This is a genomic window from Natrinema thermotolerans (genome assembly GCF_031165565.1).
GTDB lineage: Archaea > Halobacteriota > Halobacteria > Halobacteriales > Natrialbaceae > Natrinema > Natrinema thermotolerans.
In genome coordinates, this window is record NZ_CP101873.1 from 2,661,525 (window position 1) to 2,680,533 (window position 19,009).

20 protein-coding genes and 1 pseudogene are annotated in these 19,009 nt (G+C 67.6%); 12 read left to right on the forward strand and 9 right to left on the reverse strand.

The genetic code is table 11. The features are described from left to right. Positions 1–214 precede the first annotated feature (214 nt). Complete coding sequence (locus NP511_RS13720) at positions 215–421, reverse strand: DUF7534 family protein (RefSeq protein ID WP_049965952.1); 207 nt, start codon at positions 419–421, stop codon at positions 215–217. 236 nt (positions 422–657) lie between these two features. Here NP511_RS13720 and NP511_RS13725 point away from each other — a divergent pair, with 236 nt between their 5' ends. The 3 genes from NP511_RS13725 (at position 658) to mutL (ending at position 4,826) form a co-directional block, all read left to right on the forward strand. After that, positions 658–1,458, forward strand: coding sequence for an SDR family NAD(P)-dependent oxidoreductase (locus NP511_RS13725; protein ID WP_049965953.1), 801 nt, complete (start codon positions 658–660; stop codon positions 1,456–1,458). Positions 1,459–1,583: 125 nt separating this feature from the next. Further along, the gene (locus tag NP511_RS13730) at positions 1,584–2,486 is read left to right on the forward strand and encodes a hypothetical protein (RefSeq protein WP_049965954.1); all 903 of its coding nucleotides are present in this window, start codon (positions 1,584–1,586) and stop codon (positions 2,484–2,486) included. 135 nt (positions 2,487–2,621) lie between these two features. Continuing rightward, a complete protein-coding gene (gene mutL, locus NP511_RS13735) occupies positions 2,622–4,826 on the forward strand; it encodes a DNA mismatch repair endonuclease MutL (protein ID WP_049965955.1) in 2,205 nt (734 codons plus the stop codon). A gap of 9 nt (positions 4,827–4,835) precedes the next feature. Here the strand turns inward: mutL and NP511_RS13740 are convergent, their stop codons facing one another. Then, positions 4,836–6,131, reverse strand: a complete 1,296-nt coding sequence (locus tag NP511_RS13740) for an MFS transporter (RefSeq protein WP_049965956.1) — start codon at positions 6,129–6,131, stop codon at positions 4,836–4,838. A gap of 126 nt (positions 6,132–6,257) precedes the next feature. On the opposite strand from NP511_RS13740, the gene NP511_RS13745 reads away from it, so the two are divergent. Then, entirely contained in the window at positions 6,258–7,193 is a 936-nt protein-coding gene (locus NP511_RS13745; RefSeq protein ID WP_049965957.1) for a DUF7351 domain-containing protein, read from the forward strand. 14 nt (positions 7,194–7,207) lie between these two features. Here NP511_RS13745 and NP511_RS13750 read toward each other — a convergent pair whose 3' ends face one another. Continuing rightward, complete coding sequence (locus tag NP511_RS13750) at positions 7,208–8,614, reverse strand: MFS transporter (RefSeq protein WP_049965958.1); 1,407 nt, start codon at positions 8,612–8,614, stop codon at positions 7,208–7,210. A 130-nt stretch (positions 8,615–8,744) separates the two neighbouring features. Here NP511_RS13750 and rtcA point away from each other — a divergent pair, with 130 nt between their 5' ends. Further along, on the forward strand, positions 8,745–9,800 hold the full coding sequence (rtcA, locus tag NP511_RS13755; protein WP_049965959.1) for an RNA 3'-terminal phosphate cyclase: 1,056 nt from the start codon (positions 8,745–8,747) through the stop codon (positions 9,798–9,800). A 15-nt stretch (positions 9,801–9,815) separates the two neighbouring features. Here rtcA and NP511_RS13760 read toward each other — a convergent pair whose 3' ends face one another. Continuing rightward, a complete protein-coding gene (locus NP511_RS13760) occupies positions 9,816–10,064 on the reverse strand; it encodes a hypothetical protein (protein WP_006651123.1) in 249 nt (82 codons plus the stop codon). A 243-nt stretch (positions 10,065–10,307) separates the two neighbouring features. Between NP511_RS13760 and kdgK1 the strand changes: the two genes are divergently transcribed. Beyond that, positions 10,308–11,261 (forward strand): bifunctional 2-dehydro-3-deoxygluconokinase/2-dehydro-3-deoxygalactonokinase, encoded by a 954-nt coding sequence (kdgK1, locus tag NP511_RS13765; RefSeq protein ID WP_006651124.1) that lies wholly within the window; start codon positions 10,308–10,310, stop codon positions 11,259–11,261. Positions 11,262–11,366: 105 nt separating this feature from the next. Then, the gene (locus NP511_RS13770) at positions 11,367–11,915 is read left to right on the forward strand and encodes a GNAT family N-acetyltransferase (RefSeq protein ID WP_049965960.1); all 549 of its coding nucleotides are present in this window, start codon (positions 11,367–11,369) and stop codon (positions 11,913–11,915) included. A gap of 66 nt (positions 11,916–11,981) precedes the next feature. Here the strand turns inward: NP511_RS13770 and NP511_RS13775 are convergent. Next, positions 11,982–12,275, reverse strand: a pseudogene (locus NP511_RS13775) (RNB domain-containing ribonuclease); the annotation flags it as partial. Between the two features lie 45 nt (positions 12,276–12,320). On the opposite strand from NP511_RS13775, the gene NP511_RS13780 reads away from it, so the two are divergent. Continuing rightward, positions 12,321–12,608: a hypothetical protein gene (locus NP511_RS13780; RefSeq protein WP_049965962.1), complete on the forward strand. Its 288-nt coding sequence runs from the start codon at positions 12,321–12,323 to the stop codon at positions 12,606–12,608. Positions 12,609–12,929: 321 nt separating this feature from the next. On the opposite strand, the gene NP511_RS13785 is transcribed toward NP511_RS13780, so the two are convergent. Both NP511_RS13785 and NP511_RS13790 read right to left on the reverse strand, forming a co-directional pair. After that, a complete protein-coding gene (locus NP511_RS13785) occupies positions 12,930–14,228 on the reverse strand; it encodes an RNB domain-containing ribonuclease (protein WP_049965963.1) in 1,299 nt (432 codons plus the stop codon). Between the two features lie 99 nt (positions 14,229–14,327). After that, a complete protein-coding gene (locus NP511_RS13790) occupies positions 14,328–15,221 on the reverse strand; it encodes an alpha/beta fold hydrolase (protein WP_233274345.1) in 894 nt (297 codons plus the stop codon). Between the two features lie 85 nt (positions 15,222–15,306). Between NP511_RS13790 and NP511_RS13795 the strand changes: the two genes are divergently transcribed. Next, positions 15,307–15,948: a helix-turn-helix domain-containing protein gene (locus NP511_RS13795; protein ID WP_049965965.1), complete on the forward strand. Its 642-nt coding sequence runs from the start codon at positions 15,307–15,309 to the stop codon at positions 15,946–15,948. 23 nt (positions 15,949–15,971) lie between these two features. Here NP511_RS13795 and NP511_RS13800 read toward each other — a convergent pair whose 3' ends face one another. Further along, the gene (locus NP511_RS13800) at positions 15,972–16,265 is read right to left on the reverse strand and encodes a DUF7562 family protein (RefSeq protein WP_006181481.1); all 294 of its coding nucleotides are present in this window, start codon (positions 16,263–16,265) and stop codon (positions 15,972–15,974) included. A 113-nt stretch (positions 16,266–16,378) separates the two neighbouring features. Here NP511_RS13800 and NP511_RS13805 point away from each other — a divergent pair, with 113 nt between their 5' ends. Both NP511_RS13805 and NP511_RS13810 read left to right on the forward strand, forming a co-directional pair. Further along, entirely contained in the window at positions 16,379–16,858 is a 480-nt protein-coding gene (locus NP511_RS13805; RefSeq protein ID WP_006651131.1) for an RNA-binding protein, read from the forward strand. Between the two features lie 167 nt (positions 16,859–17,025). Further along, complete coding sequence (locus NP511_RS13810; RefSeq protein WP_049965966.1) at positions 17,026–17,475, forward strand: CBS domain-containing protein; 450 nt, start codon at positions 17,026–17,028, stop codon at positions 17,473–17,475. Positions 17,476–17,505: 30 nt separating this feature from the next. On the opposite strand, the gene NP511_RS13815 is transcribed toward NP511_RS13810, so the two are convergent. Beyond that, the gene (locus NP511_RS13815) at positions 17,506–18,270 is read right to left on the reverse strand and encodes a DUF1028 domain-containing protein (RefSeq protein ID WP_049965967.1); all 765 of its coding nucleotides are present in this window, start codon (positions 18,268–18,270) and stop codon (positions 17,506–17,508) included. Positions 18,271–18,484: 214 nt separating this feature from the next. Between NP511_RS13815 and NP511_RS13820 the strand changes: the two genes are divergently transcribed. Beyond that, complete coding sequence (locus NP511_RS13820; protein WP_006651134.1) at positions 18,485–18,847, forward strand: cell division protein SepF; 363 nt, start codon at positions 18,485–18,487, stop codon at positions 18,845–18,847. The last annotated feature ends 162 nt before the right edge of the window (positions 18,848–19,009 follow it).

Sequence of the window (19,009 nt, forward strand, 5' to 3'; positions counted from 1 at the left end):
CCCAATAAGTAACAACTCACGCGGGAGAATAAGGTAAAGCAGCAGTACAAGGTTGCTAAGCAAAAGTACGATAATCAGATTAAGGCGGAAGATAATCGGTCTATTATTCATTGTACGACTATTTTAAGCATCTCATGATATATATTGTCTGTATCACTTTCGTGCCCTGAATTGGATTGTTCTCCGGCTCCAGCGGAGGAACACGAACCGGAAACTACTGGTGGCGGTCCCGTTCGAACGCCTCGAGCGCGTCCGTGTACGATCGCAGGACCGATAGGAGCAGCGCGAGCAGCAGTAGCGGGGTGGCGTACACGAGCTGGGTGTACGGATCCGGGGGCGACACGACCGCCGAGACGAGGACCGCGATCGCACCCAAGCCGGCCAGGGTTCGGGCGAATCGACGGTGCGGAGACGAACTCATACCGACGCGTTTCGGACCGACGATATAAATTTCACTAGGGGAGTCAGCAGAACGTTCAGCACCGGTCCGTTCCGTGGGAGCGCCGGCGTCGCGTTCCGTCCGACTGAGGAACGACACAGTTCGTCGAGATTCCGCCAGTCACTGCGGTCGACGACCGTCGATGCCACGCGACCGAGAGACGGCGAGGCCGTCGGCGATCGGTAGAACTTTGAGATACTGGGGCACTCGGTAGCACGATGCACGAAGCAGACTTCGACGTGGCGGGGAAGACCGCCATCGTCACCGGCGCGAGCCAGGGAATCGGCGAATCGATCGCGAAGACGCTGGCCGCGGGCGGCGCGGACGTCGCCATTTGTTCGCGGTCGATGGATCGTGTCGGTCCGGTCGCCGAAGAGATCAACGACGCCGACGACGCGGCCCAGGCGCTCGCGGTCGAGTGCAACGTCCGCGAGCGCGAGCAGGTTCAAAATCTCGTCGACGAGACGGTCGAGAAGTTCGGCGACGTCGACATCCTCGTCAACAACGCCGGCGGGGAGTTCGTCGCGCCCTTCGAGGACATCTCCGCGAACGGCTGGGAGACCATCGTCGACCTCAATCTCAACAGCACCGTCCACTGCACGCAACTCGCCGGCGAGGTCATGCGTGAGGGCGACGGCGGGGTCATCATCAACATGTCCAGCGTCAACGGACAGCACGCCGCGCCCGGCGAGAGCCACTACGGCGCGTCCAAGGCCGCGATCATCCGCCTGACCGAGACGCTGGCCGTCGAGTGGGCCGAGTACGGCATCCGCGTCAACTGCATCGCGCCCGGCCTGATCCAGACGCCCGGCGTCGCCGAGACGCTCGGTATCGACAGCGAGGACATGCCGCCCCGCGAGGAGACCGACCGCCGCATCGGCTACGGCGAGGACATCGCCGACGTCGCGCAGTTCCTCGCCAGCCCCGCCGCCGCCTTCATGAACGGCGAGACCGTGACGGTGAAAGGCGTCCCGCGAGCCGGCAACTCGATGTCGCAGGATCTGGGCCTCGAGGACTGACGGCGTCGGGAACTCCGTCTCGCTTTCCCCCTGTCCAGGTGTCAGCCGCTGGCGGATCGATCCGGGGCGCCCCGCGGTAGCACGGACGGGTAACGAATATGTCGACCGGCTACCAAGTGTAGCCGATGGCGACTTCTGGGAACCCCGGCATCGACGTGGTTGCGGCCGTTGGCCTGTACGTCGCGGCGGTCGCAGTCGGCCTCGTCGCGCTCGGTGGAGTCGCCGCGGGGGCCTCGAGCGACGTTCTCGTCGCGCTGGTTCCGACCGCGTTCACCGCCGGCTTGCTCTGTGGGGCCATCGTCGCGCGTGTCACCGCCGACGCCGCGATCCGATTCGGTGCCTCGCGGTTGCGGACCGTCGCTTGTTGGGCGCCCACGTCGCTCGTCGCGGGCGGTGTCGGCGTCCGCTCCGTGACCGACACAGGCGCACGGGACTGGCAGCTGCTACTGCTCGGTATCGCGTCGGGTGCGGTCGTCCTCTCGGGCTGGCTGTTGTCGCGGACGACGCGCGACGCCTACGTCGGTGCGGTGATCGACGATCGCGACGACATGCTCGTCGACTGGACGTGGTATCAATCCGGGACCCACGCGTTCCTGATCGCCATCGGCCTCGCCCTGTTCGGGGTCGGAACGGCGGCCTCGCTCGTCGCCGGCACGTCCTCGTACCGGTTCCTCCTCCCATCGATCGTCTTCATCGTCCTCGGGTGGGCACCGACGCTCTCGATCCCGAACCCGGGCGGCGACGACCTGACGCTGTTCTCGGTCTCCGGGCTCGAAGGTGCCCGCGCCGATGTCCGCGCCTATCCCGACGGCATCGTCATCGAACCTCGTCACATTCCGTCGTACAGGCGGTTCGTCCCGTGGGACCGGATCGTCGACGTGCGAACGACCGCGGATCGACTCGTCCTCGAGCGCCGGTGGCGACCGGCCGTTCGCTGTGATCGGTCGGCGATCGAGGACGCCGAGGTCGTTCGCGACGCGATCGAGCGGGCGCGGCGGGGGACGGCCGATTCCCAAACCACAATTTAACGCCGTTCGAACGCGAGCCAAAACCATGAACGGACCGCGGACGAGGACCGATGGGAGCGCACCGGGATCCCCATCGAGTGCGCACGACGGGGACGAACGCCGACGGTACCGACGCCGCCGTACTCGAATCCAGCAATGACTACCGACCCACCCCAGGACGACACCGAGATCCGCCAGTTAGACGAGGACACCGTCGCCCGGATCGCCGCCGGCGAGGTCGTCGAGCGACCAGCCAGCGCGGTGAAGGAACTCGTCGAGAACAGCTTAGACGCCGACGCCGACAGCGTCGACGTCACCGTCGAGGCGGGCGGCACCGAACTGATCCGGGTCGTCGACGACGGCCGCGGAATGAGCGAGGCCGACCTTCGGGCGGCGGTCCGCGAACACACGACCAGCAAGATCGACGGCCTCGAGGACTTAGAGTCGGGCGTCGCGACGCTGGGATTCCGCGGTGAGGCCCTCCACACGATCGGTTCGGTCTCGCGAATGACCATCCGCTCGCGGCCCCGCGGGAGCGAGGGTGCGGGGACGGAACTCGTCTACGAGGGCGGCGACGTGACCAGTGTCGAGCCGACGGGCTGTCCCGCTGGAACCACCGTCGAAATCGAGGACCTCTTCTACAACACGCCCGCCCGCCGGAAGTTCCTCAAGACGACCGCGACGGAGTTTTCCCACGTCAATCGCGTCGTCACCCGCTACGCGCTCGCGAACCCGGACGTCGCCGTCTCGCTGACCCACGACGGCCGCGAGGTGTTCTCGACGACCGGCCAGGGTGACCTCCAGGCCGCCGTCCTAGCTGTCTACGGCCGCGAGGTCGCCTCCTCGATGATCCCCGTCGAGGCCGACGCCGACGACCTCCCACCGGGCCCCCTCGAGTCCGTCTCGGGGCTCGTCTCCCATCCGGAGACCAACCGCTCGAGTCGGGACTACCTCGCGACCTACGTCAACGGCCGCGCCGTCACCGCCGACGCCGTCCGCGAGGGACTCATGGGTGCCTACGGGACGCAACTGGGCGGCGACCGCTACCCGTTCGTCACCCTCTTCCTCGAGGTGCCCGGCGGGGCGGTCGACGTCAACGTCCACCCGCGCAAGCGGGAGGTCCGTTTCGACGACGACGATGCGGTCCGCCGGCAGGTCGACGCCGCGGTCGAATCGGCCCTGCTCGATCACGGCCTGCTTCGCTCGCGCGCCCCGCGCGGTCGGTCGGCCCCCGGCGAGGCGCGGGTCCGGCCCGACGCGCGCGGAACCGGAGCCGGGACCGATCCGGCCGCTGCCGGTGGCGAACCCGCGACGCTCGAGGACGGCGTCGAAACGGCGTCGTCGGCGGCGACCGACTCGAGCGGGACCGAACGCGACGGTGACGACGACCCGGTCGAGCGGTCATCGACCGACGGGGCTGCGGACGCGAGAACGGAAACGGACGCCGGCGACCCCATCGCCGATCCGAGCGGCGCGGCCGGCGATCGGGCCGCGAGCGCCAACTCGGACTCGAGCGGGTCGACGCCTCCGACTGCGGCGGAGCCCGCTGGGGAGCCGGCGTCCGACACCGGCGGGTCCGCCGTTGACTCGAGCGAGACGGAGGGGGAGTCCGATCGGACGGCCACCACAGGAGCCTCGAGCGGGTCTGGGACGAATCGGGACCGCGACCACGATGCCGACCGCAAGTTCGACGCCGCGACCGAGCAGCGGACCCTGACCGGCGAGGCCGCGACGGGCGAGGAAACCGCGTTCGACTCGCTGCCTGCTCTGCGGGTGCTGGGACAGCTCCACGACACCTATCTGGTCTGTGAGACCGACGACGGGCTCGTCCTGATCGATCAACACGCCGCCGACGAGCGGGTCAACTACGAGCGCCTGCAGCAGGCGTTCGCCGACGACGCCACCGCGCAGGCGCTGGCCGACCCCGTCGAACTCGAGCTGACCGCCGCCGAGGCCGAGGCCTTCGCGCAGTACAGCGAGGCGCTCTCGCGGCTGGGCTTTTACGCCGACCGGGTCGACGACCGCACCGTCGCCGTGACGACCGTCCCCGCCGTCCTCGAGGAGACCCTCGAGCCCGATCGCCTGCGGGACGTGTTGGCCTCGTTCGTCGCGGGCGACCGTGAGGCGGGGGCCGAGACGGTCGACGCGCTGGCCGACGAGTTCCTCGGCGACCTCGCGTGCTATCCGTCGATCACCGGGAACACGTCGTTGACGGAGGGGTCGGTCGTCGACCTGCTCGAGGCGTTAGACGACTGCGAGAACCCCTATTCCTGCCCGCACGGCCGGCCGGTGATCGTCCGCTTCGACGAGGCCGAGATCGAGGATCGGTTCGAACGGGATTATCCGGGTCACGGCGGCTGACGGGGTAGGTTACCCCTCCGACGGTGCCCTCGGTGCGGCGTCGGCGAGCGGCGACGCGAGGAGGTACCCGACGGCGGCGACCGCGAGGAAACCGCCGCCCAGTGCGGCGACGGCCCCGGTCGGGGCCGCCCGGTCCGCGACGACGCCGGCCAGAGGCAGCAACGGCGCACGGACGAGCGCATTGCCCATCGAAACCCCGCTCAGGACGGTCGCCCGGCCGGCGTCGGGTATCCGGTCGTTGAGGAACTGTGCGACGAGCGGCTTCGAGAGCGCCTCGCCACCTTTCATACCGAAGAAGACCGGAACCGAGAGCAACGGGACGGCAAGCGGCAGGAGAAACGACGCAGCGACACAGACCGGGAGCCACCGGAGCGCGTGCCGGAGCCCGACCCGCCGACGGACGGCCTCGGCGTAGTAGCTGCCGACGGCGGCCACGGCCGCGAACCCCGCGTAGACGAACCCGAGCAGCGCCGCCGATCGGATTGCGATCCCGGCGACGGAGACGTTTTCGAGCGCCCCACCGACCTGTGCGCGGAGAACGTCGACCGTGATCGGCTGGACGTACGTGTCGGCCGCGTGTACGATGCCGAAAAACAGCGCGGCGTAGGCGACGACCGCCCGAATCGAGGGGGCCGCGAGTCGCGCGGCGAGTACGGAGAGCGATTCGAAGATGCCGAGCCGCTCGTCCGTCTTCCCGGAGTTCGCGGCCGCCCCCTCGAACTGCGCATTTCGCGGCATGGCGACGACCACCAGCACGCCGACCGCGTTGAGCAACGCCGAGGCGACGAAGGGAGCGGTCGGGTGGACGACGTAGAGGAAGCCCCCGCCGATCATCGTGACGGCCGACGTCCACTGGTGGACGGCCCCGCCCCGGCCCCGTACACGTGTGAACCGTCGCGATTCGGACGGTTCGTTCTCCGCTCTGTCGCCGCCGAGTGCGTCGTAGAGCCACGCGTCGGCGGTCCCGCTCTGGAGCGCCATCGAGAGCGCCCAGAGTGCGTACAGTACCGCGAACTCGAGGAAGGCGTCGGCGACGACGAATCCCGCCGTCGAGGCGGCCATCGCGAGCATTCCCACTCCAAGAACGAGCCGACGGCCGTACCGGTCGGCGACGTAGCCCGTCGGGACCTCAAGCGAGACGACGAGAACCGCGGACATCGCACTCAACGTCCCGATCTGGACGTAGGTGAGACCGTTCCACAACAGAAAGAGGGTAAACACCGGCCAGATGAATCCGACCGAGTCGGCCATCCGGTACAGGTAGTAGGCGATAGCGACCGAGCGCCCTCCGCGAACTCGCGACATCGTCGTCCCATACCTACTGCCGAGCCCGGAAATACGCTCGCGAACGCGAGTTTTAGTTGGGGATTTAACACTCCTGTGGGCGCCACGGCGGCAGGATTATTGCAGCGTCGGGACGACGTTCGAGGCATGGATCGCGAGCGGACGGCGCCTGACGATCTCGTTCCCGCCGACGCCTTCTCCCTGCTCGGACACGACCTCCGGGTCGACATTCTGCGGGCGCTCCTCGAACGGAGTCGCACGGGGGGCGAGTACCCCGCGTCGTTCTCGACGCTGCGCGAGCAGGTGGGCGCCGAGGTCAGCGCGCAGTTCAATTACCACCTCGGAGAGCTGACGGGGCACTTCGTCAGGCGGACCGACGACGGCTACGAACTCCGGTACGCGGGCTGGGCCGTGGCGACCTCGATCCTCGCGGGGACGTACAACCGGCGGGCCGCATTCGGCCCCGAGGGGATCGACGGCCGCTGTCCGCACTGCGGGGCGGCGTCTCTCGTCGCGTCGTACCGCGAGGAGTGGCTCGTCGTCGAGTGTCTCGGCTGCGACGACCGACTCGTCAGATACCCGTTTCCGCCGGGCGGGCTCGAGTCCCGCACGTTACCGGACGTCCTCGAGGCGTTCGATCGGCGCGTTCGGTCTCACGTGGCGCTTGCCCGTGATGGGATCTGTCCGGCCTGTACGGGGCCGATGGCGGTCACGGTTCCGTCGGTGGTCGACGGTGACGCCAGTACCGACTCCGACGGCGACGACGCGGCCCCCGAGGACGATCCGATCGCGATTTTCTGCTGTCGGCGGTGTGGCAATCGCCTTCGACCGGAGCCCGGGCTGGTCCTCCTCGAACACGAACGCGTCGTTCGGTTCGCCGCCGAGCGCGGCCGCTCGCTTTCGGCGACGCCGTTCTGGGAACTCGAGTGGTGCGTCTCCCGAGACGCCGCGTCGGTGACGGCCACGGATCCGTGGCGGTGTGCGGTCTCGATCCCCGTCGGGAACGAGTCGTTGCTGGTCACCGTCGACGACGAGGTCGCGGTCCGGTCCGCGACGATCGAGAGCGCCGATCCGGACCGGTAGCGGTACGCCCGGCTTTATTCGCCGGGCACGCCTCGACCCCCGTCGTCGCCGTCCGTCTTCTCGTCGCCCCGCTCGTCCGAATCGGGGTCGGGATCGAGGTCGGGGTTCTCGCCGCTCGAGGCGGGCGCGTCGGCGGGACCCGTCGCACCCCGCTTCTCGCGGTAGTAGAGCCAGCCCGTACAGGCGAACGCGATCGCGCCGGCGACGGTGGCGATTCCGAACGCGATCCGGTAGCCGGTCTCGGTGTAGACGCGGACGCCGCCGACGAGGTCGCCGGTCCAGTAGGCGTCGAGCGCCCGCCCCATCAGCGTCGGGAAGATCGCCGCGCCGGTGAAGGCCGCCGCGTTCGCCGCTCCCGTCGAAATCCCGCTCGCGCTGCTGGGGTGGCGTTCCTGCACGACCGAGTACCCCAGCACGAACGCGCCGAGGCTGATGCCGCTCACCAGAAACACCGCACCGACGACCGGCAGCGGCGGATTTCCGACGACCGCGATCAGGGCGAGACAGCAGGTGTAACAGACACCGCCGGCGACCATCAGCTCGATCCTGCGCTCGAGGCGGTCGGCCAGCCAGCCGACGGCGGGCGGGCCGACCATCAGCCCGAGCCCGCCCAGCAGGGTCAGCGTGGAGGCCCGGGTCACCGTCACGTCGTAGGTCTGGACGACGTAGGGGACGCCCCAGAGCCCGAAGAGCGTGATGTTCACGCCGGTCGAACAGAACAGCATGACGCTGACGACCCAGAGCCAGCGGTCCCGGAGGACGGCGGCGAGATAGGATTTGAGCTGGGCGTTCGTCAGGACCTCCTGTCCGGGGACGCCCTCGAGCGGCTCGAAGCCGGCGGCGCTCGGGGAGTTCCGGACGAGGGCGAAGGCGGCGACGGTCATCGCGAGTCCCAGGACGCCGAGCCCGGCGACCGTCGACCGCCAGCCGAACCGGCCGACCGCCAGCGCGAGCGGGGTCGTCGCGAAGACGCCGCCGAAGCCGGCGACGGCGAAGGTCGCGCCGCTCATCGTCGCGAACTCGTCGGTGCGGTACCAGTTCGCACAGAACCGGAGGACGCAGACGAAGATCACGCTCCCCCCGAGCCCGATCAGCCCGCGGGCCAGCGTCGCCTCGAGATAGCCCTCGGCGAACGAGAACCAGACGACGCCGACGTTCATCACGATCGCGCCGGCGGTGGCCGTCAGCCGGGGCCCGATCCGGTCGGCCAGCAGGCCCGACGGGATCTGCATCGCCGCGTAGACCCAGAAGAAGACGGCGTGGAGCGTCCCCAGTTGTGCCCCGGTCGTCCCGAAGGCGGCCATCAGATCCTCCGAGAGGACCGCTGTCGAGAGCCGGCTGACGTTGACCAGCAAGAAGAGGACGCTCAGGATCGCCCACAGGAGCCACCGACGCCGAAGCGGATCGTGCCAGAATCGCATTACGCTGGAACTCCTCCGCGGAGCGTGGAAAAAGTTAACAAACCGGAAACGCAGCCCGTGTTGACGAACCGCTCATCGGTACCGGCCCGAAGCCGCCACCGGTAGGTACCTCGAGTCCGCAGTCGAATCCATGACGACTCCGCGCGAACTTGACGGCGCGAACGCCGGCGGCCAGTTCGTCCGGACCGCGCTCGCGCTGTCGGTCCGCACGAACGAGCCGGTCCGCCTCGAGAACGTCCGCGGCGACCGGCCGACGCCCGGGCTTCGCCACCAGCATCTGGCGGTCCTCCAGACGCTGGCCGAGGTCTGTGACGCCGACGTTTCGGGCGCGGAACTCGGCGCGGAGACCGTCGCGTTCGACCCCGGACTCGAGGGCCATGGCGGACTCGAGGGCGGCGAGTACGCCGTCGACATCGGAACCGCCGGCAGCGCGACGCTGCTTTGCAATGCACTCTTGCCGCTGGCGACGGTCCTCGAGTCGCCGCTGTCGGTCACGGTCACCGGCGGGACGGACGTGGCGTGGTCGCCCCCGCTGGACTACCTGCGATACGTGAAACTCCCGCTCGTCCGGCGGTTCGGCCTTGAGGCCGCGTGCGAGGTCGACCGTCGCGGGTTCTACCCCGAGGGCGGCGGCGAGGTCACGCTCCGGCTCGAGCCGTCCGCTCTCGAGCCGATCGAAATCGTCGAGCGGGGGGCGCTGGAGGCCCTGCACCTCTACTCGACCGAGTCGGAATCGCTGGCCGACCGCGACGTCGCCCACCGACAGGCCGAAGGGGCGCTCGAGCGACTCGATTCGGACGCCCCCGAACTCGCAACGCGGCGCGAAACCGCCGTGGACAGCCCGTCCCCGGGCTCCGCGATCGTGATTCGCATCGATCACGGGACGGCGGTCGCCGGCGTCTCCGCCCTCGGCGAACGCGGGAAACCGGCCGAGCGGGTCGGCGAGGAGGCGGCCGACGCCGCGAACCGCTTCCTCGCAGGGGCGGCCCCCGTCGATCGACACATGGCCGACCAACTGCTTGGCTTCCTCGCGCTCGCGGGCGGCCGACTGCGGATCCCGGCCGTGACCGATCACGTCGAAACCCGGTGTGAGCTGCTCGAGGCGTTCGGGGCCGAGATCGACCTCGAGGACGACGGCGAGACGACGCTCGCCTCGGTCTCGTCGCCGTTGAACGGGGTTCCGTAGCGCGTGGCTCCGGGGTCACGGCCGTTCTCGGTTCAACAGCCCCGTTAGCACGACCAGCAGGGAAATGACGAGAATACCCGCTCCCGTGACCGCGAGTGCGAACTGCGGAGCCGCAGGATCGAACTCCGGGGCCGCGAGCAGTAGCGTTCTCAGGTAGGACATCAGTCGATTCCACACGACGGTGGCGATGACCACCGTGATCGCGAGTCCCAGAAAGAGAAGTTGGTAGTCGAACCACGTTTTGAGTCCGTCTGACGACACCATCCGGAGACATGTTCGAATAGCAACGTTATAATCGTTCGGCCGACGCGACATTTGGTAGCGTAAAGCGTCAGTCGATTCCCGCGCCACCGAAGGTGATTCGCGGTCCGAGCGAAACCCTCCCCTCGGTTCAGCGTGATTCTGGGTTGACAGACCGCCACAACTTATATCAACGCCGTTCGTTAGCTGGAGTATGACCGAGGGACACACCGACCGTCGCGGCCGTACAACTCGGGGGGCCGACCGGTGAGCGACATCGTCACCTTCGGTGAGACGATGCTCCGGCTCTCGCCGCCGGGGAACGAGCGCCTCGAGAACGCCGACGAGTTCGAGGTCCGGGCCGCCGGGGCCGAGAGCAACGTCGCCATCGCGGCCGACCGGCTCGGCGCGTCGGCGACCTGGCTGTCGAAGGTGCCCGAGACGCCGCTGGGTCGCCGGGTCGTCAGTGAACTCCGGGGCCACGGCATCGAGACCGATGTGACCTGGAGCCACCGGGGCCGACAGGGAACCTACTACCTCGAACACGCCGGCAAACCCCGCGGGACGAACGTGATCTACGATCGGGAGAACACGGCGGTCTCGACGGCGAAGGTCCGCGATATCGACGTCGACAAGATTCAGAACGCGCGGGTCTTTTTCACGACCGGGATCACGCCGGCGCTCTCCTCGACGCTGCGGGACACGACGCTCAAGTTGCTCAAAGCGGCCCGAAAGGGCGGGACGACCACCGCCTTCGACTTCAACTACCGTCGCAAGCTCTGGTCGCCCGACGAGGCTCGAGAGACACTGACCAAGCTGTTCCCCGGCATCGACGTCCTCGTGATCGCCGCCCGCGACGCGCGGACGGTCCTCGGATTCGAGGGCGACCCGCGACAGTTGGCACACAAACTCGGCTCGCAATACGATTTCACGACCGTCGTCGTTACCCGCGGTGAAGAGGGTGCAGTCGGCTGGCACGACAGCGTCGTCCACGATCACGCGGCCTACGAGACCGACACCGTCGATCCCATCGGCACCGGCGACGCCTTCACGGGTGCGTTCATCGCCCGTCGACTCGACGGCGACAACGTCCCGACCGCCCTCGAGTACGCCGCCGCGACGGCCGCACTCAAGCGGACTATCCCCGGTGACGTCGCGCTGGTCACCGCCGACGAGGTCGAGGCCGTCGTCAAAGAGCAGGATAGGGACATCTCGCGGTAGTCGGTTGGTAACTGTTCGCTCGGTCCGAAGTCACAGCACGGCGACCGTAACGAACGGCTGGGGGTCGGGCCTCGCTTTTTATCGACCGCTGTACTACCTCCGGCCGTGAGTCGAACCGTTCGTCCGGCGACGGTCGACGACGTCTGGGTCGTCCACGGGATCGCACGCGAGAGTTGGCACGCCGCCTACGACGACATCCTCGGCCCCCAGCGGGTCGATACCGTCGTCGACGAGTGGTACGCGCTCGGCGACCTCGAGTCGTCGATCGCGGCGGCGACGGACCGTGAGGATGCTGCCTTTCTCGTGGCCGAAGGATCGACCGACGACGGCGAGGACGGGACCGGGACGGGCGCGGACTGTCACGGGTTCGCCCACGCGGTCCCGTGGCCGGAGGACACCTCCGTGGCGTTTCTCGCCCGCCTCTATGTCCACCCGGCCGTCTGGAGCGAGGGCGTCGGCACCGCCCTGCTCGAGGCGCTCGAAACCGCCCTCGAGAGGACCGCCGACCGGCTCCGACTGGCGGTGCTTGCAGCCAACGACGTCGGGATTGCCTTCTACGAATCGCGGGGGTTCGACCGCGTCGGCACTCGACCGTCGGATCTGGGTGAGGGGCTCGAGGAACACGTCTACGAACGGCGGTTCGACGCCGACTGAGCCGGTCGTTCGCGCCACCGCAACTCGTCCCCACTGAACGGGAGAAAACTGGACGGTTTCCGGCTGCTACAGTGTCTTCTCCGCTTCCTCGTCGTCGACCACTTCGATCCCGCGGTTATTGACCGCCATCGGATCGAGGCCGACCTCCTGCAGGAAGTCTTTGTACTCGCGCTCGCACTGCTCGGCGTCTTTCTGCTTGTCGCTGGCCCGATCGCAGAGTTCGATCAGGTTCTCGGGTACGTCGTTCTGGTAGACGATCCAGTGGTTGATCAGGTCGCTGAGTCGGCGAATGGGGCTGGTGAAGTGGCCGTAGATCTCGAAGTTCAGCGCGTGATGGCCGCCGAACGGGTCGTTCATGTATGTTGGCGGACAAATTTTATAGCCACAGGTGCGATTACCATAGGTATGAACTCTGAAGAGAAAACGGCCACCGATGGTGGTGCAACCCCTGGTATCGACCAGGAACAACTCTATACTACCGTCTATTCCGCAACGAAAGATGCGATGCTAGCGACGGTTGCCACAGTCGTGTACTTGGGACTCGCAGCGTTCTTCGTCTTCGGTGGTATAGACCTCGCGCTTTCTAACTCGGGGATGTCCAGTCTCGTCTGGGGGTTAGGCGTAAGTGTGATCGGATTCGTCATCGCCGCGGAGGCCACGGGTGTCACATCCCTGTTGAGTCGCTTTCGGTGAAGAATGGGTCCATCTTAGCGCGGCCGTGGTGACATGTGGCACGCAAGAAGTTAATTTGACAGCAAATTTGCCGCGCGAGCGGGGCATCGCATGACAACCAACCGAATCACGCGTTAACGTACCCGCTTCCCGGTGTAATCGCACAGTACCGAACACGGGCGCTCACGAAGGAAGTTCTGACAACGAAAGCTGGTCAGATCGTCTTCTCGGCTTCCTCGCCTGCTCGCAGCTCGCTACGCTCTCCGCTCGCTGTGCCGAGGTCCTCGAAAATCGGATATTTTCGGGATCACGAGACGGCGTTGCCGTCTCGGACGACCTCCCTCACAGCGTCTTCTCGGCCTCGCTCTCGTCCACGACTTCGATCCCGCGGTTGTTGACCGCCATCGGATCGAGGCCGACCTCCTGCAGGAAGTCCTTGTACTCGCGCTCGCACTGTTCGGCGTCTTTCTGCTTGTCGCTGGCCCGATCGCAGAGTTCGACGAGGTTCTCCGGTACGTCGTTCTGGTAGACGATCCAGTGGTTGATCAGGTCGCTGAGCCGCCGGATCGGGCTCGTGAAGTGGCCGTAGATCTCGAAGTTCAGCGCGTGGTGGCCGCCGAAGGGGTCGTTCATGTACCGCGCTCGAGGCATGACCTTCATCACCGCCCACTGGATCTTGTCCAGTTGGCGCTCGGGCGCGTCCTCGAGCGTCGCGTTGACGGCCTTGCGCGGGTCGTCCCACGTGCTGCCGGGGATCGAGACGCCGTCGAGGTCCTGAATCTCCCGCAGCGCTTCGGACCACTCGTCGGGGCTGGGCTGAGGGTGGACCCGGTACATGGCCGAGACGCCGCGGTTCCACATGAGTTCGTGCGTGACGGCCTTGTTGGCCTTCAGCATGCACTCCTCGATGATGGTGTGGGCGCGGTCGCGGGCCGGGTTCAGGACGAGCGAGCCGTCTTCCTTGCGCTGTTCGTGCATCTGCTCTGCGAGATCGTAGACCAGCGCGTTCTCCTCGTGGAGGTCGGCGTCGGGCTCTTCGAGCCGGCTTTCGGCCTCGGCGTAGGTGAGCCGCTCGTCGGACTCGATGACCGACTTGTAGATCTCGATGTTCTCGTAGGTCAGGTTCTCCTTGTCGAGGTGCATCTCGACGGTGTGGGCCAGTCGGTCCTCGTTGGGAACCAGCGAGCAGACCGTCTCGGCCAGCACCGGCGGCAGCATGTGGACCGTGTAGCCGGGGAGATAGACCGTGTTGCCCCGCTCGACGGCCTCGTCCCACATGGCCGTCTCCGGGTTGACGTAGTGGGTCACGTCGGCGATGTGGACCCAGAGGACGTACTCGTCGTCGCGTTCCTCGATCGAGAGCGCGTCGTCGAAGTCCTGGGCGTCGATCGGGTCCGTCGTCCACGTCGTCAGATCGCGCAGATCCTTCCGCTCGTCGATCTCGTCCTCGATCTCGGCCGTCACGCCCTCCGTCCGGGCCTCGGCCTCCTCCAACACTTCCGGGGGGAACTCGTCGCGCAACTCGAACTTCTCGAATAAGTCCTCGCGCTTGTTCTCGAGATGGCGCGCGAGATCCTCGGAGACCTCGACGGGACCTTGCCCTTCCACGGTCCCGGCTTCGGCCTGTGCGTCGTCACTCATGCCGAGGGCTACGCACGTAAGAGTGAAAGTCGTGTCGGGATCGGCCCCGCTCGGAACCGCCGACCGGGCGGCGGGGCGCGTCGGGCCAAGCGCGCCCGCTTACCGCTGGGACCGGACGATCCGCGACCGACTGCGGGACAGGGCGGTCAGATGGCCGGCGTCCTCGAGGACGGTCAACTCTCCGTCGGGTAACCGCTCCCGAAGGCGGCGGGCCCCTCGAAGGGGCGCGTTCGCGTCGGCGTCGCCGTGCCAGAGCCGGACCGTGTGATCGATATCCGACGGCGAGAACTCCCACTCCGTCGTTACCAGTCGCGTCTCGGTGACGAACCCGTCCCGCTGTGTCCCGACCCCCTCGAGGAAGTCGCGCCGAACGCGCTCCGCCATCGTCGGCGGGATCTCGGCGCGCTCGGCCGCCGTCGTGTACTGCGAGAGGACGACCGCCGGCGGCGTCCGCGCGACGAGTCGCGTCTGGACCCCGAGTAACCCGCGCAGTATGCGAGGGGTCCGCCGTGCGAGCGAGCCGAGCAGGCGCTGAACGGCGGGGAGATCGGCCGCGAGCGACGGCGGCGGCGCGCCCGAGACGATATCGATCTCCGTCACGCGATCTCCCCGCGTCGCTGCGACCGCGAGCGCGTGTGGTCCGCCCCCGGAGAACGCGACGATTCCTGCCCGAGAGATGCCTTCAGCCTCGAGGACCGCGGCCACGGTCGCGCCGGTGTCGGCGACGTCGCGGTCGGGAACGGGCGACGAGCGTCCGTACCCCGGCCGGTCCGGGACGAGGAGCCGAACACCGTTTTCCCGCGCCTGGTCGTCGAACAGGGCACCGAAGCGGCGCGAGCCGGGTGTACCATGGAGGGCGACGACCGGCGTCCCGTTCGGGTCGCCGTAGTCGGCGTACGCGACCCGCCTCCCGTCGGCCTCTGTAACGATCGTCGGTGGATCTGCCCCGCGGCCGTCGTCTTCGGCCGAGGCATCCGATCGCGACTGTGTCATCGACCGAGCGTTGTCGCCCGATCCGGGAGTGACTTCTCCCGGACCCATGCGGTCTTTTAATAGCTCTCGGTGACATCGGCCGACGATGAGACGGGTTTCGTTCAGCGTGACGTTTCCGGATGGGGTCGCACACCCCCTCCATCGACGGCTCGTGGCGACGGACGGTGTGTCGCGGGTGGAACTCCTGATGTGGGGGCCGATGGGGACCGTGACGACGCTGCTGTGGTGTGACGGCGGGTCCGCCGCGACCGCCGACCTGCTGGCCGCCGTCGAGAGCGTCACCGCGACCGAGTTCGTCGAGCGCGACGACGGGACGTACGCCTTCGTCCACCAGACGACCTACGAGTTCGAGGCGGCGATCCTTACGCTCGTCGAGGACGCGCGGGTCGTGTTCCTGCCGCCGGTCACGTTTCGCGACACCGGTGCGGTGGCGTTCGAGGCCGTCGGACGAGCCGACGCGCTGACTGATTTCTACGACGAGCTGACCGAACTGGGCGAGGGGACGATCGAACGCGTCCGCGAGTTCGACCGTCGGGCGGCGGCCGGGCTGACCGACCGCCAGCGGGCCGCCCTCGAGGCCGCCGTCGCCGTCGGCTACTACGACGTTCCGCGGTCGGGCTCGGTCGCGGACGTCGCCGCCGAACTGGACTGTGCCGGCAGTACGGCCGGCGAACTACTGCGGAAAGCGGAAGCGACGCTCGTGACGGACGCCATCGACACGGGGTAGCGCCGTTCCGACTGCGACGCCGCTTACGACTCCTCCTCGAGCGGCCCGTATCGCTCCTCGACCGCCGTCAGGTAGCTCGCGAGAAAGCCTGCCCGGTCCCGCCGCCCGGCCTCGATCTCGACCAGCAGGTCCTCGAGGTCGTCCCGCGGGTGATGACACAGCTCGCGGTGACAGGACTTACAGAGGTGTTCGAAGGTCTTGTCCGCGCGGTCCCAGCGATCCCCGTGTTTGTCGTACTCGCGGGCCTCGTCGCGCGGACACTCGGTGCCACAGGCGAGACAGGTGACGGTCTCGGTTCCCGACCGAGCGGGCCACATACGCGGTCCGACGGGGTGGACCCACTTAGCAATTGGTACGCCCCGCGGCGACGCCCGGCGGCTCGAGGGTCCGGAACGGGTCTTTTAACTCCGGACCGCTCGTTGGCCCGGACATGCAGGTCAAATCCCGACACCACCTCCGCAGCGACGCGGTCTCGGCCCTCGAGGACACGCTCGAGGCACAGCTGGGCGTCTCCCCCGAGGGCGACGCCTACGAGCGCGTCGAGTTCGAGGACACCGACTGGGAGGTCGTCCTCATCGACGGCGAGCCACAGGTCGCGTACTTCGACGAGGAACCGTTCCTGACGGTCCGGGGCGCTAACGCCTATGATCCCGACAAGCGACTCGTCACGGTCGACGCCGGCGCGGTCTCGTTCGTCAGCGACGGGGCCGACGTGATGCGGCCCGGAATCACCGAGGCCACCGACGACATCTCGCCGGACGATCTGGTCGTCATCGCCGAGGAGTCCCACGGTAAGGTCCTGGCCGTCGGCCGCGCCCGCGTCGACGGATCGGAGATGGCCGGCAACGAGGGGAAGGTCGTCGACTCGCTGCACCACGTCGGCGACGACCTCTACGAGTTCACCGGGTGAGTCGGTCGGGTCATGCGGCGGCGAGAGCGCGCGTTTCCCCGTCGACCCAAAACTCTGCTACGAATCCGTTCAAATTCCTCGGTTAGTGAGAGATAGTGCTAGCAATACTAGGATCTAGAAGACGTATGTCCACAGACCTTATATAATGACGTGCGGTCTCATGTCCCATGATAGGGACGACGGTCGAAACGGTCGCCCTCCGATCACCCCCGACGATCGCACCGACGACCCCGGTATCCGAAGCGGCGCGGCGACTCCGCCGTCCGGGCGTGTCCGCGCTCCCGGTTCTCGAGGACGGCTCGATCGTTGGTATCGTCACCGGGTCGGATATCGTCGCACTGGTCGCCGAGACGGACGACCGGCCGGCCGTTCGGGAGTTCATGTCGAACCCGGTGACGACGATCGGCCCGACTGCGACGCTGTCCGCGGCCGCCGAACGGATGCGAACCGCCGGGGTCAGACAGCTCCCCGTCGTGGCTGACGGCCGGTACCGCGGGCTGCTCGCCGCGCACACGCTGGCACCGTACCTCTCGCGGCATCGGCTCGAGATCGAGTGGGACGACGAGCCGCTCCGGGTCGATCGGTCGGCCGAGTCCGGACTCACTGCGGGCGACTGAGCCACCCACCGTTCGCCGCTCGGCCGGCGCTCACTCGCCGCTTTCCGTGAGGTCGTCGGCCTCGTAGGCGCCCTCGTACCGGGCGAGGGTGTCCCGGTAGCCCCGGACCGCGAGGTCGTAGGTCTCCCGCAGGTCCGCGATCGGCGTCTCGGTCGCGTCGACCCGCAGGTCGTTGTACGGCGGCTCCACCGGGTGTGACTCGGTCGTCTCGACGACGACTGCCGCGCTCTGGACCGACAACTCCTCGCGTTTGTCTCCGCCCTCGAGGTCGCCAGCGGCGAGCGCGTCGATCAATCGCTTCGCGAGCGGGTCGGTGTCGACGTCCGTGGTGACGGCGTCCGGACCGGTCGAGGGGTCCGGTTCGTCGCGAACGGCGGTCGCCTCGTAAGCCTCCGCGGCCGCCTCGAGGACCGCGGGACCGGTCAACAGGTTGCCGGCGACGGTGTAGGTCTCGCCCTCGCGGTGGCCGTACCAGTCGCCACACTCCTCGCCGGAGAAGGTAAACGTCGCCTCCCGATCGACCCCGTGGAGCTGGCGCTGGGGTGCGCCCTCGTCGGCGTTGAGCAGGGCCTCGAGGACGTCGTCGACCGCCAACCCGTCGTCGATGTAGGCGATCCCGCGCTCGCCGAGTTCGACGTTGACCAGACTCTGGGTCGCGACGGCACCGTGTTCGCTGACGAAGGGACAGAGCGTCCCGACACCCGGGAGTCGCGTCGTGACCGCAACGCCGAACCGGTGGTGGCGCTCCCCGGATTCGGTTTCGTACGGTTCGTGGACGCAGATGCTAAACGTCATCGTTTGAATCGCTACGGTGAAGGAATTAAAAACCCACGGACGGCCCAATCGGACCGCTCGCCGGTCCGACCGTCCACCCCACTGGCCGCCGGGACGAACCGATCGAACCGTCCGACTGTCCCGACTGAACGACCGTAATCGACCGACGACGGTCCGGCTGTGACGACCGTGTCTGACGTAAGAACTATACAGACAGCGACGGACGCACACACCTATGGGATTGATGAGCAAAATTCTCGGCGGGAACCAGTCCCGCACCGTCGAGGACTACGCCGAACTGAACCTCGAGGACGTCGACGCGGGGTCGGCCGAGGCGACGATGCAGGTACACATCGCGGAGGTCGGCAGTCAGGCCGACGCGATCGACATCAAAGACGCCGTCTACGACGGCGACATCGTCATCGCGGACATCACGCGGCTCCGGACCGAGGACAGCACGGTCGAACACGTCATCGACGAACTGCGGCAGGTGGCCCAGGAGGTCGACGGCGACATCGTCCGAAAGGGCGACGATCAGATGATCATCACCCCGACGGGCGTCCGGATCAGCCGCGAGAAGCTCGGCCAGAAGCTCTGAGCGACGGGGCCGCCGAGCCCGTGACCCAGTGTCGAACACCCCTTCGTGGTCGGTATCGTCTCGCTGCTTTTCGGCACCGTCTTTCGGTTCGGCTCGAGTTCGGACTCTCGCTGTGTTACCCGTGGCGAACCGCCGATCGACCGAACGGACGCGTCGATGTCG

Excerpts from the sequence above, each read along its gene's own strand:
- NP511_RS13780 (WP_049965962.1), top strand. The coding sequence starts at position 12,321 with ATGAACTCTGAAGAGAAAACGGCCACCGATGGTGGTGCAACCCCTGGT.
- NP511_RS13815 (WP_049965967.1), bottom strand. The coding sequence starts at position 18,270 with ATGACGTTTAGCATCTGCGTCCACGAACCGTACGAAACCGAATCCGGG.
- NP511_RS13750 (WP_049965958.1), bottom strand. The coding sequence starts at position 8,614 with ATGCGATTCTGGCACGATCCGCTTCGGCGTCGGTGGCTCCTGTGGGCG.
- rtcA (WP_049965959.1), top strand. The coding sequence starts at position 8,745 with ATGACGACTCCGCGCGAACTTGACGGCGCGAACGCCGGCGGCCAGTTC.
- NP511_RS13805 (WP_006651131.1), top strand. The coding sequence starts at position 16,379 with ATGCAGGTCAAATCCCGACACCACCTCCGCAGCGACGCGGTCTCGGCC.
- NP511_RS13810 (WP_049965966.1), top strand. The coding sequence starts at position 17,026 with ATGATAGGGACGACGGTCGAAACGGTCGCCCTCCGATCACCCCCGACG.
- NP511_RS13745 (WP_049965957.1), top strand. The coding sequence starts at position 6,258 with ATGGATCGCGAGCGGACGGCGCCTGACGATCTCGTTCCCGCCGACGCC.
- NP511_RS13800 (WP_006181481.1), bottom strand. The coding sequence starts at position 16,265 with ATGTGGCCCGCTCGGTCGGGAACCGAGACCGTCACCTGTCTCGCCTGT.
- NP511_RS13730 (WP_049965954.1), top strand. The coding sequence starts at position 1,584 with ATGGCGACTTCTGGGAACCCCGGCATCGACGTGGTTGCGGCCGTTGGC.
- NP511_RS13760 (WP_006651123.1), bottom strand. The coding sequence starts at position 10,064 with ATGGTGTCGTCAGACGGACTCAAAACGTGGTTCGACTACCAACTTCTC.
- mutL (WP_049965955.1), top strand. The coding sequence starts at position 2,622 with ATGACTACCGACCCACCCCAGGACGACACCGAGATCCGCCAGTTAGAC.
- NP511_RS13740 (WP_049965956.1), bottom strand. The coding sequence starts at position 6,131 with ATGTCGCGAGTTCGCGGAGGGCGCTCGGTCGCTATCGCCTACTACCTG.
- NP511_RS13720 (WP_049965952.1), bottom strand. The coding sequence starts at position 421 with ATGAGTTCGTCTCCGCACCGTCGATTCGCCCGAACCCTGGCCGGCTTG.
- NP511_RS13790 (WP_233274345.1), bottom strand. The coding sequence starts at position 15,221 with ATGACACAGTCGCGATCGGATGCCTCGGCCGAAGACGACGGCCGCGGG.
- NP511_RS13820 (WP_006651134.1), top strand. The coding sequence starts at position 18,485 with ATGGGATTGATGAGCAAAATTCTCGGCGGGAACCAGTCCCGCACCGTC.
- NP511_RS13795 (WP_049965965.1), top strand. The coding sequence starts at position 15,307 with ATGAGACGGGTTTCGTTCAGCGTGACGTTTCCGGATGGGGTCGCACAC.
- NP511_RS13785 (WP_049965963.1), bottom strand. The coding sequence starts at position 14,228 with ATGAGTGACGACGCACAGGCCGAAGCCGGGACCGTGGAAGGGCAAGGT.
- NP511_RS13725 (WP_049965953.1), top strand. The coding sequence starts at position 658 with ATGCACGAAGCAGACTTCGACGTGGCGGGGAAGACCGCCATCGTCACC.